At 40.6% G+C, this 14,662-nt stretch carries 16 protein-coding genes and 1 pseudogene; 6 read left to right on the top strand and 11 right to left on the bottom strand.

From position 1 onward, the window contains the following. The 4 genes and pseudogenes from VE944_RS11095 to VE944_RS11080 form a co-directional block, all read right to left on the bottom strand. The coding region (locus VE944_RS11095) for a M23 family metallopeptidase (RefSeq protein WP_324976598.1) at positions 1-837 on the bottom strand (837 nt) is incomplete at its 3' end. A 213-nt stretch (positions 838-1,050) separates the two neighbouring features. Further along, entirely contained in the window at positions 1,051-1,488 is a 438-nt protein-coding gene (locus VE944_RS11090) for a DUF6918 family protein (RefSeq protein ID WP_324976595.1), read from the bottom strand. 535 nt (positions 1,489-2,023) lie between these two features. Then, positions 2,024-2,212 (bottom strand): annotated as a pseudogene (locus VE944_RS11085) (mechanosensitive ion channel family protein); the annotation flags it as partial. Between the two features lie 443 nt (positions 2,213-2,655). Then, positions 2,656-3,573 carry a hypothetical protein gene (locus VE944_RS11080; RefSeq protein WP_324976591.1) on the bottom strand — a complete coding sequence of 306 codons (918 nt, stop codon included), beginning with the start codon at positions 3,571-3,573 and terminating at the stop codon, positions 2,656-2,658. A 615-nt stretch (positions 3,574-4,188) separates the two neighbouring features. Here VE944_RS11080 and ahcY point away from each other — a divergent pair. The 5 genes from ahcY (at position 4,189) to VE944_RS11055 (ending at position 7,689) form a co-directional block, all read left to right on the top strand. Further along, positions 4,189-5,466: an adenosylhomocysteinase gene (gene ahcY, locus VE944_RS11075; protein WP_324976587.1), complete on the top strand. Its 1,278-nt coding sequence runs from the start codon at positions 4,189-4,191 to the stop codon at positions 5,464-5,466. A gap of 125 nt (positions 5,467-5,591) precedes the next feature. Next, on the top strand, positions 5,592-6,008 hold the full coding sequence (locus VE944_RS11070) for a XisH family protein (RefSeq protein ID WP_324976584.1): 417 nt from the start codon (positions 5,592-5,594) through the stop codon (positions 6,006-6,008). Next, entirely contained in the window at positions 5,996-6,325 is a 330-nt protein-coding gene (locus VE944_RS11065; RefSeq protein ID WP_094353376.1) for a XisI protein, read from the top strand. The genes VE944_RS11070 and VE944_RS11065 overlap by 13 nt, the downstream gene beginning before the upstream one ends. Before the next feature lie 741 nt (positions 6,326-7,066). Next, on the top strand, positions 7,067-7,306 hold the full coding sequence (locus VE944_RS11060) for a type II toxin-antitoxin system Phd/YefM family antitoxin (protein WP_324976579.1): 240 nt from the start codon (positions 7,067-7,069) through the stop codon (positions 7,304-7,306). Beyond that, complete coding sequence (locus VE944_RS11055) at positions 7,303-7,689, top strand: type II toxin-antitoxin system VapC family toxin (protein ID WP_324976576.1); 387 nt, start codon at positions 7,303-7,305, stop codon at positions 7,687-7,689. Before VE944_RS11060 ends, VE944_RS11055 begins: the two co-directional genes overlap by 4 nt. On the opposite strand, the gene VE944_RS11050 is transcribed toward VE944_RS11055, so the two are convergent. The 6 genes from VE944_RS11050 to VE944_RS11025 all read right to left on the bottom strand — a co-directional run bounded on the left by VE944_RS11050 (position 7,686) and on the right by VE944_RS11025 (position 12,699). Next, a complete protein-coding gene (locus VE944_RS11050) occupies positions 7,686-7,904 on the bottom strand; it encodes a hypothetical protein (protein ID WP_324976573.1) in 219 nt (72 codons plus the stop codon). The two genes, VE944_RS11055 and VE944_RS11050, sit on opposite strands and share 4 nt — an antisense overlap. Continuing rightward, on the bottom strand, positions 7,879-9,147 hold the full coding sequence (locus tag VE944_RS11045) for a bifunctional sterol desaturase/short chain dehydrogenase (protein ID WP_324976569.1): 1,269 nt from the start codon (positions 9,145-9,147) through the stop codon (positions 7,879-7,881). Before VE944_RS11045 ends, VE944_RS11050 begins: the two co-directional genes overlap by 26 nt. Positions 9,148-9,558: 411 nt before the next feature. Beyond that, a complete protein-coding gene (locus VE944_RS11040; RefSeq protein ID WP_324976567.1) occupies positions 9,559-9,999 on the bottom strand; it encodes a hypothetical protein in 441 nt (146 codons plus the stop codon). 297 nt (positions 10,000-10,296) lie between these two features. Next, a complete protein-coding gene (locus tag VE944_RS11035) occupies positions 10,297-11,154 on the bottom strand; it encodes a DUF72 domain-containing protein (RefSeq protein WP_324976564.1) in 858 nt (285 codons plus the stop codon). Between the two features lie 199 nt (positions 11,155-11,353). Next, complete coding sequence (locus VE944_RS11030) at positions 11,354-12,052, bottom strand: pentapeptide repeat-containing protein (RefSeq protein WP_324976561.1); 699 nt, start codon at positions 12,050-12,052, stop codon at positions 11,354-11,356. A gap of 152 nt (positions 12,053-12,204) precedes the next feature. Beyond that, positions 12,205-12,699: a hypothetical protein gene (locus VE944_RS11025; RefSeq protein ID WP_324976558.1), complete on the bottom strand. Its 495-nt coding sequence runs from the start codon at positions 12,697-12,699 to the stop codon at positions 12,205-12,207. Positions 12,700-13,472: 773 nt separating this feature from the next. On the opposite strand from VE944_RS11025, the gene aroF reads away from it, so the two are divergent. Then, positions 13,473-14,345 (top strand): 3-deoxy-7-phosphoheptulonate synthase, encoded by an 873-nt coding sequence (gene aroF / locus VE944_RS11020; protein ID WP_324976556.1) that lies wholly within the window; start codon positions 13,473-13,475, stop codon positions 14,343-14,345. 88 nt (positions 14,346-14,433) lie between these two features. Here aroF and VE944_RS11015 read toward each other — a convergent pair. After that, positions 14,434-14,662: hypothetical protein (locus VE944_RS11015; RefSeq protein ID WP_324976553.1), on the bottom strand; the 229-nt coding region annotated here is incomplete at its 5' end.

Below are 14,662 nucleotides of genomic sequence, written 5' to 3'. Positions count from 1 at the left end.
GCTAACTAAATAATAAAAACTACCATTATCTGCTCGATATTTACCTTTGCCAATATTTAAAGCTGCGATTTTTATAGGCTTGTTTGGGTCTTGTTTCAACTGCCCAATATAAAATAACTGACCATTTTCTTCACAGACTTTTACACGAATACTTGCAGTCTCACCCTCAATGATGGTAACTCCATTGCATTTAGTATCAGTACTAACAGGTGCAAAACCTATTGGAATTGGCTGTGAAGGTGAAACTTGTTTTACTAGTGGGGGTGTTGAGACTGGGTAGTTTTGGTTATCCACTTGCTGAACTTTAGAACCAGAAGCAACACTTGCAGTTAAAGATGTTAACAGACGAAGGGGGTCAACTGCTATTCGACCATTGGGATGAACTTCAAAGTGCAGATGAGGCGCTGTACTATTGCCTGTAGATCCCATCTCAGCAATAATTTGACCTTGAATGACCTGTTGATCCTTGCTCACCAACAAACGGCGATTGTGACCATAAACACTGATACTGCCGTCAATATGTTTAATAGTTATAGCATTGCCTAATCCCCAATTATCCCAACCTGCTTTGATGACTGTACCAGATGCAGCAGCAACAATAGGAGTTCCAGATGCCCCTGCAACATCAATTCCTTCATGTTGATATTTGCGGAAGCCTTGAGAAATAAACCCTTGAGTCGGCCAGATTAAGTTAGAAGCACGAATGGGAGTTTGCTCAATTGGGAAATCGTCCGCCAACTGTGTTAGGGCAGATGTATTTGTACTTAATACGGCAGTTAAAGATATTAACCCAATTAGTCCATAAGTGCGGTATCGATAAACGGTAACTTTTTTCATAAATTGAAAGTTTATTCAAACAATAATTCAGATAGTTTCTGATTATTTGCTCTTTCAAGCTGACTCGGTAAATATCAGGAAATTTAGTAGATATATGTATAACCCAAGACCCTGGACAAACACCTTGACCTTACAAGTGTAATCTTTTCTCCGTATGCCAGCCACCGACGCATCAACGGTGGCATACGTTTATTCTGATTCTTCCCTTCTGGCTCAGGACTTAGTGTAGTTATCGATTACTTTGGCTAAGTCTGGCACTGCTTCTTCTACGTGCTTTTTGGCTGAACCGCGAAATTTTTCATAGGTTCCTCGCACAATTTGGCGCTTGGCGTTCTTAACTCTAGCATCGGTGACACCGAGTAGTGCGTCTGCCGTCTGAGAGCGATTCGCATTCAGGTATTCAATCGGATTGCCTTTCTGTACGCCTTCACTCCAGATGGGATCAAGTGCTGTGAAGCACTGCGGTAAAATCTGCTCAACCACGTAGGGGATATACCCTGGCTTAACCCCTTTCAAGGCGGCAAAGGCAGTTTTTAAAGCCATACCACTCATGCCTGACTTGGATGCAAGCTGTCCTTCTATCATGTTGCAACAGTCATTGATGACCATAGCCTTTTTGGTCGGGTTCAAAAGTCCCTCACTCAGTCCCATTTCACTTTTCCTTATGTAAGTACTTAATTTCTATTCGACTAATTTTTTTAGCAAGCAGGAAATTACAGAAAATCGTATCAGAGTTAGAGGATGTTATGGACATCACATTAGTCTTTGCTGATAACGTTGAAAGCAACAGCTCGCCAAAGAGCGCTGTCCCCAGTTCCCTCAGAGATTATCACCCTGCTTTGCATCTATGGTATACACACAAGTTTTCTAAAGCTGCCCCACACTTTGACCTACAATGCCATTGTTTTGACCAAATTTCTATAAAACTTACCCATAAGGGAACTCCAAAAAATAAATTATCCCAATTTCTGGACTCAACACGATTAGTTTCTTCCCCCTGCTCCCTGCTCCCTGCCCTAAATGCTTACCCCTTTGGGGAAGCAAGCTACGCGTAGCGTCCCGCAGGGATGGGATATTTTTTTAGTTGGAAGTCCCTAAAAGATCCCCCCTTTTTAGTTAGGGGGGAGTGTGCTTCGCGCACGCTACGCGAACGAGGTTTCAGGTTTTGAGTGCGTAAGCCCTGTTTCTAATTAGCTTTGCCATTACCCTGAAAATTTAACGATTGCTCATCATTGACCCAAATTGCTTGTTGAGGCACAGAAATGGAAATTCCAGCTTCGTCTAGGGCAACTTTCAGGCGGCGGCGAAACTCTCGTGCTACATCCCATTGCTTGAGGGGCTGTGTTTTAATCCATACACGAATAATCAAACCGCGATGCCTACGGCGGGCAAAGCCAACGCCAAAAATTGAAAGCGCACTCAAACACCTCCTGGAGTAAAATCTATTAATCACTACTTCAACTATCCTGCGTAATTACTTTGGGTAGATGTACCTATCTAAAGTTGAGGTTTTGCTTTGAGATGGTGAAAGTTTGATATATATGGGTTGTGTGTGTGATCAACATATCCCTATGGCTTTCTAACTTAGATATTTAATTATGAAACCCTGCTACCGGGTATTGAGTGTTAGGTATTGGGCAGTGGGGCGATGCCTACGGCGGCAAGCTACGCACTGCAAAGCCCTGCCATAATCCCCTACACTGCCTTTAACTTCCTAACTTGGCTATTTTGCCTATTTACAAAATTCACCCGGCTTATTTGTCATCCTGGGGTGAATTTAAAAGCGATCGCACCTAAGAACCGAAAATAACCCCCCTGTCACAAGGGACGTCCTTCGTTCATACCAAAGATTAGATAGTGTGATAGCGGGTTAATTCCAGCCGCAGCTACATCAGTATTGATTTCCAAATAAGATGAACTATCAAAAGATGCAGATGGATCACGTCCTTCAAATCCACCAAAGGTGAAATAGTGCTGTGCAGCAGTAGTAAAGCCTTGATCTACAGCCTGTTTTACATCAGGATTATTGGTTAGATAAAAATTTGTGTCAAATAAATTGTTTGGATCACGTCTCTCAAATTGACCAAATAATGCAAAGTGTTGACTACCCGAAGAAATGCTTCCCTGTATTACAGCTTGCACTACATCACTGTTTTGAAGCAGGTAAAACTCTTCATCAACAACACCAACGCCTTCGACGAGAGTGATTGCAGTTGGTAAGTTAATATCAATAATTTCAATCAAAGTGTCATCACTTACACTATCAAAAGAAATATTGTTCTCAAAACTACCAACTAGATTGTTATAACCAAAAGTATCCGTAGGAAGTACATCACTGTTTTGAAGCAGGTAAAACTCTTCATCAACAACATCAACGGCTTCGGGAGTAGTTGCAGTTGTCAAATTATTATAATCAGCCAAGTCAGTATTAATGTCCCCAAAAAAGGTATCATCACTTACAGCATCAAAAGAAATATTGTTTTCAAAACTACCAACTAGATTGTCATAACCAAAAGTATTCGTAGGAAGTACATCACTGTTTTGAAGCAGGTAAAACTCTTCATCAGCAACATCAACGGCTTCGGGAGTAGTTGCAGTTGTCAAATTATTATAATCAACCAAGTCAGTATTAATGCCTCCAAAAAAGGTATCATCTATTACGCTATCAAAAGAAATATTGTCCTCAAAACTACCAACTAGATTGTCATCACTAAAAGTATCCGTAGGAAGTACCATAACAATTGTTTTTTTTAATTACGAAGTAAACATAACACTAACTGCTTACTTACTGCATACCGAAAAAAGTAAGGAATCTGAGTTCAGGTTAAGCCAGAAGCTAAAAAGCTTACTCTGTAAAGATTGAGCAAAATCCTAAGTGATAAAAGAAGCGATAATAAGATTCACAAATGAGATTAATATCAACAATATGCCTTATTGATAACAGATGAAAACAGAGCTTCAGACCGAACAACGAAAAATCAAAGGTTTTGAGGATTTCTTATCCCGAAACTCAGGTTAAGGAGTATTTAAAAAAGCCTAATTGTCGTGAAATTAAATTGACCCGTCCACTTCATCGACTTGTTAGGCTGCGAGGCGATCGCACCTTAGACAGATGACGATGTACTTAAAATCAGCATCTAAGGGTTAAAAAGTCTTACTTTTTCCAAAGATAAAACAAAAAGGAAGAACCTGGGGATGAAGTTGACATTATGCTGATCAAACGTCAAGCTAGTCTTGAAGACTATTGACTAGTGATTTGCTTTCATACAAGCAAAAATCGCCAGTCGTAGAATAACCTAGTAGAGTGCGTAAAATTTACGTAGCTTTTTTTATTTTTTGAGGTAACTTTTGATGACCGCAACTTCTCCCCGATTAAAGCACGAGGTTAAAGACCTCGGCCTAGCTGCCTTGGGAAGACAGCGTATTGAATGGGCTGGACGCGAAATGCCCGTTTTGCGGCAAATCCGCGATCGCTTTGCTATCGAAAAACCCTTCGCTGGTTTACGCCTTGTAGCTTGCGCCCACATTACAACAGAAACAGCACATTTGGCGATCGCTCTGAAAGCCGGTGGTGCAGATGCGCTTTTAATTGCTAGCAATCCCTTATCAACGCAAGATGACGTAGCCGCTAGCCTCGTCTTGGATCATGAAATTCCCGTCTTTGCTCAAAAAGGCGAAGATAACGAAACTTATAACCGCCACGTTCAAATAGCTTTAGATCATCGCCCCAACATTATTGTTGATGACGGTAGCGATGTGGTTGCAACTCTGATACAACAACGCCAACACCAAATCGCTGATTTGATTGGTAGCACCGAAGAAACCACCACCGGTATCGTGCGGTTACGCGCCATGTTTAGAGAAGGCGTACTCACCTTCCCCGCAGTCAACGTCAACGATGCCGATACCAAGCACTTCTTTGATAATCGCTATGGTACTGGGCAATCAACCCTAGATGGCATTATCCGCGCCACAAATATTTTGTTGGCTGGTAAAAACATTGTCGTCGTCGGTTATGGCTGGTGTGGTAAAGGTACAGCCCTCCGCGCCCGTGGCATGGGTGCTAACGTCATCGTTACTGAAATCGACCCGATCAAGGCAATTGAAGCCGTAATGGATGGCTTCCGCGTTTTGCCAATGGCTGAAGCTGCACCTCAAGGTGATATATTTATCACTGTCACTGGTAACAAGCACGTCGTTCGTGGTGAACACTTCGATGTCATGAAAGACGGTGCGATCGTTTGTAACTCAGGTCACTTTGACTTGGAACTTGATTTGAAATACTTGGCTGCACAAGCTAAGGAAATCAAAGAAGTTCGTCCTTTCACCGAAGAGTACAAGTTGAAAAATGGTAAATCAGTTGTCGTTCTCGGACAAGGACGCTTGATTAACCTAGCTGCGGCTGAAGGACACCCCAGCGCAGTTATGGATATGAGTTTTGCAAACCAAGCTTTGGCTTGTGAATTCCTGGTGAAGAATAAAGGTAAGTTGCAACCTGGTTTGCATTCAATTCCTGTTGAAGTCGATCAAGAAATTGCTCGTTTGAAGTTGCAAGCTATTGGTATTACGATTGATAGCCTAACACCCGATCAAATTGAGTACATCAATTCTTGGACAAGTGGAACTTGATACATTGATTAGTTAATTTTTTGGGGATAGGCTTTTGAGCTTATCCCTTTTTTTGTGTTTCTCTCGCAGAGATGCAGACGCACAGACAAAATATAATAGCATAGAGGGTGTTATTGTAAGTTTCTATGTCAGCAAAAGATTTTTTTCATAATGCTGTTAAGTTAGCTTTAGAGAAAGATGGTTGGTTAATTACTGATGATCCTTTAATATTTCTAGTAGATACTATAGAATTTCGTCTTGATTTAGGAGCAGAAAGAGTTTTAGGAGCAGAAAAAGAAGGAGAAAAAATAGCAGTTGAAATAAAATCTTTTTTAGGAAAATCAGCGATTAGTGAATTTCATACAGCTTTAGGACAAACACTTAATTACCGTTCTATTTTAAGAAAAGAAGAACCCGATCGTATTTTATATTTAGCAATTAGTTATGAAATATATACAGCTTTTTTTCTGATACCTGTGATTCAAGAAATAATTGCTGAACATAAATTAAAATTATTGATATTTGAAAGTAGCAAACAGGAGATTATTTTATGGAAGGAATGAATTATCCTGAATTAGTACAGACAGTATTAGCAAGACATACAGAAAGTCATTTAGCCAAGGGAACGGAAATACAGTTAATATTTGATAATCAAAAAAATCACTATTTAGTAATTCATCTAGGTTGGGAAGGTGAAAAACGGACTTATGGTTCGGTGATTCATATAGATATTATCAATGGAAAAATCTGGATTCAGTGCGATTTTACAGAGGAAGGTGTAGCTAATGAATTAGTAGAATTAGGTGTGCCGAAAACAGATATTGTTTTAGGTTTTAGATCGCCTCATGTGAGACAGTTTACTGGTTTTGCATCGGTGTAAATTTTTTGCATTATATTACGACTTAAGTTTAAAGTTGAGTATCTCAATTCTTAAACATCGGGAACTTGATGAATAATTAGTTGATTTTTTGTGGATGACCCAAAGCTTATCTTTTCTTTCTTGTTCGGCGTTATGAATTGATTCAACGAACTATGAAGGTACGAAGGAAGAAGAGTAAAACATCAAGAAAAGACTATTATTTCTTGTAAATCAATCATAGCTTTATCAAGTAATTATTTTTGTTTGATTTCCCAATTACTAAATCTAATTACAAACCATCCTTCTTTAATCAATCTTCTATCTTGCTGTATATTTTTATAATATTCTTCTTCACTAGCTAACCAGGTTTCTTGATCGTGCTTACGAGTAGCATAATGACTAATATCGTCAATAAAAATAGCAAATCTTTTATTTTTCTAGAAAGCTACAAAGTCAACCCTATAAATATCCTTAATATTCAGAGATGAGGTAGGACTTAAATACTTTTTTGATTGTGAATGCCACTGTATCCAAGCTTGAGGTATGAGTACAGGTATATTTTCATTAGCCATATTAAATTTATTAGCGTAATGGAGGAGAAATTGTGTTTCATATTCAGTTTGATTCATGTCTTTCAAGGCTCTTCTTAAACTTCCATCTGTTGTTCCTAAATGTAAATTAAAATTTTGTGCTAATTTTTGATAAGTTAAATCAGGATAAACATTAAAGTCTATAATTTAAATATTCCTACAGATACATCTCATGTTAAGCGTAACACTTGATGAAATCCAGCGAAATCTAACTAGCTACCTTCAACAAGTAGCAGCAGGGGAAAGTATTATTATCATGCAAGCAGGTAAACCTATTGCAGAAATTAAACCAGTTTCAGCCACCTCTCAACAAATTAGACCTTATGGCTTATGTGCTGGTGAGTTCATTGTTCCAGATGATTTTGATAGTCCCTTACCTGAAGAGATTTTGAATAGTTTTGAGGGGAAATGAAACTATTATTAGATACTCATATATTTTTATGGTTTATTAGTGGCGATCAAAAATTACCAATTCATTTACAAAATAGCATTCGTGATTTAAATAACGACGTATATTTAAGTTGTGTTTCAATTTGGGAAGCAACTGTTAAATATCAGCTAGGTAAATTACCATTACCAGAATCACCTGAAATCTACCTTCCTAAACAGCGTCAACAGCATTTAATCAGTAGTCTCAACCTAGATGAAGAAAGTGTTGCTCAACTCTTGAATTTACCATTATTACATCGCGATCCTTTTGATAGGATGTTGATTTGTCAAGCTTTACAACATAAATTAACAATCTTAACTGTAGACCCGACAATTCGTTCCTACTCGGTCAGTGTTTTATATTAAGGTAATAATTGTTCAAAATCTGAAGTAGAAGAGACTTTCGATTTTAAAAGTGCATAAGCATAGGCTTTTTTCAACATCAAATAATCAGCACTTACTCGGAGCGATCGCCTGCGGCGGGCTACGCATACGCAAACTACACCCTGTAGGGGCAATTCATAAACTGCCCCTACCTGAAAATCAGGGTTTCGGCTATTGTTTGCGTAACTCCTGTTCACTTTTCGCTGTCCGGCTGAAGACTCGATAGTATAGCGACGCACTGGTTTCCTTTAAGGGAAACAGCAGATAGGTGAGAGGATTTATTGCCACAATAATATTTCGGAAGTCTCGCCGAGCGAAAAATAAGATAGCACGAGCTACTTGCTGTGCAGACATAACTCCATAAGGATTCAGTTGACTCTTAAACGGGCCAAGAATTAACTTGCGAATTACACAATCCCCGTCTAATCGCTTGAGGGTAACAATATCTCCTAGCGATCGCTTGCTGAGTTCATAAAGCGGGCTCAGGGCTGGAGAAACCTCAGCCTCAGAAGTGTTTACCCAGATTTCCTTGGTTGCTTTTGCTTGTGGCCCTGTTACAGTTGTCAAAAATATATCCATCAACCGCAACGCTGAAAAGGTATTCACCTCATAAGAGGTGTTGATCGCCTCTGATGTGCGGCTGGCGTAGACATTGATTCCGTGGTTGATAATTAAAATATCTACTTTCTCTAAACTATCTCTCAAATTGGCTTCATTACCCAACTGCCAAGGAACTACCTTCACCCCAACTTGCTCTACTAATTTTTCTGGATTAGTGGTTAATGCGACAACTTTAGCATTATTCTTTACAAGTTCAGCCGCTAATGCTTGTCCCAACGCTCCTGATGCTCCGGTTAAAGCGATGGTTTTACCCTTGAGAGACAGCCCTGTACCAAGAATTTTATCCACTAGGGGAAAGACACCACTGTAGTAAGCGTTGACATCATCAAAATGATGCCGCCAATGGTAAGACCGATTCACCCACCAAAGGGATGGTATTGTCTCTAAAGGGCCGGGTAGGTGGTTGTAGTCTGTATCAATTTTTCCCTGGAAATATCGTACAGACGCGCCATACAAGAAGGTGCAACCATAAGCTACTCCCAGCCATAACCCCATTTGCTGGACAATTAAGGCAATGACTACCAATACCACTAGCAGTAGACTCGATTCTAAAATGTCGTGATAGAGTTGGGATTCTTGGTAAACTTTCAGGGAAACTATGGATAGATCACGGCGATAAGCCATGTGGTGCTTGTTGTGCCATTTAGCAAGCCAATTGACTTGGTGACACAAAGCATGGTAACTGTCTCTCAAGACCTCAGCTAGTAAAAGTGAGAAGAGTGCCCAAGTAGCAAACTGGAAGCTGGCATTTAGCCAAACCCAATTAATTTGTAATTTTGTCTCAATTCCAATCAAGTTTTCAGCTAGCATTTTTATCATATTTGTCTATACTCGTTTTTCTTAATCATTCTTCATGATCTGATAAAGGTGCATTCAGGTCGAGTCTAGAGCAAATAAAAATTAAAGGGAATAGGGAGTGGAGAGTAGGGAGTAGGGGGAGTGGAAGAAAGGAATATTCAATGCCCCCCGATCGCTTATACTCCCAACCGTCCTAATTTAGCTACAATATCCCAGTTCATTAGAGCAAAAACCAAGGTTAACCAAGTGCAATTGAGATAGCGATCGCAGCAGCATAAATACTTAATTGCCAACGTGTGGAGCAAATCACTTCGGCTCGTGCTACTTCTGGCACAAATGGAAAATCCATAACATATTTTAACTTAGTTAGGTACAGAAGTTAGTTATTAAAACCAGAATTAAGCTTGTTTTAAGGACTAACTCCTGCCTTATTCAAATAGCTCTTTGCCGCACATGTTCCCCATTAAGCCCTTGCTTAATCCAACTCAGACATTCATATTCTGATTTGAATAATTTTGGAGCTGCAATATTATTCAATAACTCTGGTGGATAATGGTCATAAAAATATTTGTCACCTTCTTGGGAAATAATTATCAAATTATTTCGGTAAATGTAGCGAGACTTAAAATTATCCTTCCGGCTAACAAACTTGGAATTTTGATCAATATGTTCTTTAGCAATATCAATGATATTACTAACGTTACTTCCATAGATTCCTGCTGGATTTTCTGCTTTATCAAATTGGCTGGTGTGTCCAACATCCGATAGCAATTTATACGAATAAATCTCGTAATTATCAAGTTTTCCAAAAACAAAAGGAATGATGAGATATCCTTTGTAAGAGACTGAATTTTCATAAAGAAGACGACTCATTTCAACCTCCTTTGGTGTAACTGCCTCAAAAAATTCGCTTAAATCACATTTACATGAAAATTAAATACTTTTCTGTTAAATATATTTATGTATCACCTAAAGCCTCATTGCCATTTTACAAAGTGGGCTATTATCCCTTTTGGCAAGCAAAAAGGAATATCAAGCTTTAACAATAGAGTATCGTAACACTAATGATCGCTCTTTTTTAATTACTAAACATGAGATATTTCGTAAAAGTTAAAAAATTAAAAATCTCATTCTGTGGGCTTAGTTCCCCTACTCCTTACGTCCTGCCTTTCAAGACCATAAACTAAGTTGATTGGGGGGATGCTCAAGGTTATTCCAAGGTAGGGGTGGAACTGGTGTGTGACTCTGTTCCAATAGCTGTTGGAAGTGACGGGCTGTGCTGGGCGATCGCGCTTCTATTGGACAATGGACAAAGAAATAAATTCGCACTCCCATTTGCAACCATTGCTGAATCTGTCTCACCCACTCTTCCATAAACGGCTGATTCACGGATAAATTTGGATGCGAAATAAATCGAATCAGAGTAAAAGGTGCTGTCACACTCAATTGCAACGGTAATTTGGGTTTACGTCGTTCTGATTGCAACTGAGGGTCATCATCTCCAGTGTAAATGGGGCGCGAGTCTAACAGTACCCTTCCCACACCTAGCTTTTCTAAAAGTGTCGTCAAATTAGTAGCATGGGGTTCCCTGAACCAGTCGGGATGCCGAACTTCTAACGCTAGGGGTGCTTCTGTACGTGGCCAAGCTTCCAGAAAGTTGGTCAAATCGTCAAGCAATGTAGGTGCATAACTGGGTGGTAATTGGGCAAATATTGGGCCAAGACGCTTACCTAAAGGACGCATCCCTTCCAGAAATTTTAATGCAGCCGGAATATAAGGTTTCAGCAATCCTTGATGGGTAATATCTCGCGGTAATTTTAGACAAAATTCAAAACCTGCTGGTGTTTCGGCAGCCCAACGGGTTACAGTTTCTTGGTTAGGCACGGCATAAAAGGTGGTGTTACCTTCCACAGTGGTGAAGCGACGACTGTAGAGATGCAGAAAATCGGCAGTGCGAGTGCCTTGGGGATAGAGTTTGCCCGCCCAACCTTTATATGCCCAAACAGCACAACCGATAAAAAAGTTCACAGTGCCTCAACGCCTTGATGTATCATATTCAATTTTACAGGCAGGTTGTAGAGATGGATAAAGCTAGTACCGCAAGTCACTTAACTTGTAAGGGCACAGCAATGCTGTGCCCTTACCATCTGTTGCATCCAAACAAGAATTGCTTGATTGCTTTTTCATTTGAGTAATTCATATACTCTGTGTCATAGGGCAGCCTCAGCTATTGAAAAATTGAACCATCAGGCATAATTGCCCCTGCTAAGTTAGTACCAACTAGTTTAACCAGAAGGCGTTCACCAGAGCGAATCCGCGCTCCTGTTAAGTCGGCTCCTCGCAAGTCGGCCCCACTGAGATCCGCTCCAATCAAATTAGCAGCGCGTAAATTCGCCTCCCTGAGATCCGCTAAAAGTAGGTTTGCTCGAAATAAATTTGCTTCAGATAAATCCGCCCCTCTAAGGTTGACTTTGTGCATAAAAGTATCGCTGAGATTAGCACCGCTCAAATTGGCATAACTTAGATTTCTGCCAGATAAGTCTTTATTGCTCAAATTTGCCCGACTGTAGTCTTTGCCACTCAAGTCTGAGTTTTGCTTTGGTGGTTTGTGGGTTGTTTGAGATGGTTTTTCCTGTTGAGGTGGCGGTGAGTATGGTTTCTGGGTTGTTTGAGATCGTTTTTCCTGTTGAGGTGGTGGTGAGTGATGTGTGGTTTGATGTTTGGTTTTTAGAGAGCGCAACTTTTCACGAGCTTCATTTATGGCTTTCAGCTTGTCTTGTGCTTTTTGCTGTAAACGGAGATTGTCTTTGGGAATGCGATCGGGATGCCAAACAAAGACTAAATCTTTGTAAGCCTGGTTCACTTCTTCAAGTGTTGCCCCAGGCTCTAATTCCAAAACTCTATAATAGTGCTCCAGATCGCTCATACGATATTTTGGTGGACAATCAACTTAATTATGAGTGATGGAGCCATTTATTCGCTGCATCATTTGTTATTTATCATGGGGTATTGGGGACTGGGGATTGGGAATTGGTTAATTAATTCTTCTGCCTTGCTCCCCCTGCCTCCCCTGCTCCCTCATCTCCCCATCTCCCCATTTCTCCATCGAGCGATCGCTCTCAAATATGCTGCAACTGGAATCTGATAAATTTCAATCACAATCCAAACAATAATTGATAAATGTGACAAAAAAGTTAATATCGTCCAAATATATGGCGTCCAGGTAATGGGTTCTTTGAGATTAGCAGGGAAATAGTAAGCTACTATGCCAATTAGAGTAGTGGGAAGAATTACAAAAATTGCTGCTGCTAGTCCATAACCCCAACCTAATTCCACACCTTCCAACTGGCCTTCTGTCCAAATAAACCCATTCCAACGCCAAATTAAGGGTGGTTGTCTAGAAGGCATCTTGATTTGCTCTAGTTCCAAGTTGACTGTAAAAATCTCTTGGCAAAAGTCACAAGCCATAGCTTCCATCATTGGCATGTGAGAAATCTTACCTATCCGACAGACTGGGCAGGGGTAAACTCCATAATAGTCGAAAGATTGGGCTAAGATTTTGGAACTGGGCATAATCAAACTGAATGATTCTAAAAAGTGGATCTGGTCAATGAGGACTTGGGGAAGAATAATGTATGGCGATCGTCAATTGTCTGCAATAAGCTTTCACAACGTAAAGTGACAACTCAGGAGAATTTATATTTTAACTTCTCAATCCTGATTACTAGTACAGAGGGTGGGGAAATCAACTTACCATTTCAAATGGCGCAAAAACCCGGAATACAATTATGCGTGACTTTTGACACTTCGACTACTTTCGACTGCGCTACCTCGGCTCCGCTCGGCACAAGTCAAGGTAAGCCGCTCAGTGTTAACTTTTGACTTCCGCCTTGCAATATTAGTCTTCACTCCCACATTTGTACTGAGTCTATCGCTTTTTTAGGGTTTGTGGGGGTCTTGACACGGCTTACTCTTCCTGGTAATGTTACTCTACATAGGTATATTTATTAAATTTTCCAGCAAAAGCCCCGCAAATGCTTTACACAAATTCCTACTTTTATTTTTGGTTTAGGGTGGTTCACCGGGAGTGAATTGAGTTTCCTAACGGAAACCGCCCGGTGAACCGCAGAGCGAACTCTGCGGTTTTTGTTGTTTTAAGGAGAATTTCATCGTCATGACTTATTTGAATAGCTGGTTTTATGGCTTTTACTTTTGGCCCAGACTAAATTCCGGGTAAGTAGCGTCATGTCGATGAATCAGAACGCGCCCGGAACTCTTCAAAGGTTTCGGGCTTTTTTATTATCCGCAAATAGTGCCCAATACTCAATTTTTAGGAGAACAAAACCATGATTAACGCCAAACTTGCCGCACAATCTCATCCAAACCACCAAACAATCGTTAAAATCTCAAAAAAAGTCGCTTTCGGGGGCGAAGAACTGGTAATTATCGGCGGCCCCTGCACTGTTGAAAGTTTAGAACAAATGGAGATAGTCGCCCAAAAGCTATCTACTGCATCCGTGCAGGGGTTGCGTGGCGGTGTCTACAAACCCCGCACATCTCCCTACGCTTTCCAGGGTATGGGAGAAGAAGGATTGGAAATTTTGGCAAGGGTGCGATCGCATTACAATATGCCAGTTGTCACCGAGGTTATGTCAATTTCTCAAATTGAAGTAGTCGCCGCCCATGCTGATATGCTTCAAGTTGGTAGCCGCAATATGCAAAACTTCGACTTGCTCAAAGCTTTGGGACAAGCTGGTAAACCAATACTGCTCAAACGTGGGTTAGCAGCGACAATTGAAGAATTTGTTATGGCTGCTGAATATATCCTCAGCCACGGCAATCCTGATGTGGTGTTGTGCGAAAGAGGTATCCGCAGTTTTGATGATTACACCCGTAACGTCCTAGATTTAGGAGCAGTGGCAGCACTCAAGCAAATAACTCACTTGCCTGTAATTGTAGATCCTTCTCATGCCGTCGGTAAACGGGAGTTGGTAGCACCTGTGGCTAGAGCTGCGATCGCTTGCGGTGCAGATGGATTAATTATTGAATGTCACCCAGAACCAGAAAAATCTGTTTCTGATGCCCGTCAAGCACTTTCTTTAGAAGATATGGTGCATTTAGTTGATAGTTTAAAGCCTGTAGCTACAGCCGTTGGGCGCAGTATATCAGAAGCGATCGGGGCGGGTTTCAAACCTGCCCCGATTTTTTGTGCTGCTTAAATTTCAGTTAAGGGAACTCCAAGAAATAAATTATCCCGCTTGAAGTTGTTGACTGTGAGCAGTGGGATATTTTTTTATTTGGAAGTCCCTAAGAGCGTAGTTTACCGCCGTAGGCATCGCTTCTATTAAATGTCTGAGTCAAAATGTTTATTTTGGCTGAAAGACAAACAGCGATCGCTTTTACGAATACCTCCAGCCATCTGATACTCGTAGCTATCTTCAAGGCGGAAGCTGTTACAGACTGCGCGAAACACTGAAACGTGATGGCAGAAGTTACTACAGGGAAGACGGAAGCTGTTACAGACTGCGCGAAACAC

It is taken from the genome of Nostoc sp., assembly GCF_035638895.1.
GTDB lineage: Bacteria > Cyanobacteriota > Cyanobacteriia > Cyanobacteriales > Nostocaceae > Nostoc.
Note: the sequence above shows the minus strand (reverse complement) of the source record. Positions and strands in the feature narration are given on the sequence as shown.

What these genes read in the sequence shown, in the direction of transcription:
- VE944_RS11090 (WP_324976595.1), bottom strand. Translation starts at nt 1,488, where the DNA reads ATGGGACTGAGTGAGGGACTTTTGAACCCGACCAAAAAGGCTATGGTC.
- VE944_RS11080 (WP_324976591.1), bottom strand. Translation starts at nt 3,573, where the DNA reads ATGGTACTTCCTACGGATACTTTTAGTGATGACAATCTAGTTGGTAGT.
- ahcY (WP_324976587.1), top strand. Translation starts at nt 4,189, where the DNA reads ATGACCGCAACTTCTCCCCGATTAAAGCACGAGGTTAAAGACCTCGGC.
- VE944_RS11070 (WP_324976584.1), top strand. Translation starts at nt 5,592, where the DNA reads ATGTCAGCAAAAGATTTTTTTCATAATGCTGTTAAGTTAGCTTTAGAG.
- VE944_RS11065 (WP_094353376.1), top strand. Translation starts at nt 5,996, where the DNA reads ATGGAAGGAATGAATTATCCTGAATTAGTACAGACAGTATTAGCAAGA.
- VE944_RS11060 (WP_324976579.1), top strand. Translation starts at nt 7,067, where the DNA reads ATGTTAAGCGTAACACTTGATGAAATCCAGCGAAATCTAACTAGCTAC.
- VE944_RS11055 (WP_324976576.1), top strand. Translation starts at nt 7,303, where the DNA reads ATGAAACTATTATTAGATACTCATATATTTTTATGGTTTATTAGTGGC.
- VE944_RS11045 (WP_324976569.1), bottom strand. Translation starts at nt 9,147, where the DNA reads ATGATAAAAATGCTAGCTGAAAACTTGATTGGAATTGAGACAAAATTA.
- VE944_RS11040 (WP_324976567.1), bottom strand. Translation starts at nt 9,999, where the DNA reads ATGAGTCGTCTTCTTTATGAAAATTCAGTCTCTTACAAAGGATATCTC.
- VE944_RS11030 (WP_324976561.1), bottom strand. Translation starts at nt 12,052, where the DNA reads ATGAGCGATCTGGAGCACTATTATAGAGTTTTGGAATTAGAGCCTGGG.
- VE944_RS11025 (WP_324976558.1), bottom strand. Translation starts at nt 12,699, where the DNA reads ATGCCCAGTTCCAAAATCTTAGCCCAATCTTTCGACTATTATGGAGTT.
- aroF (WP_324976556.1), top strand. Translation starts at nt 13,473, where the DNA reads ATGATTAACGCCAAACTTGCCGCACAATCTCATCCAAACCACCAAACA.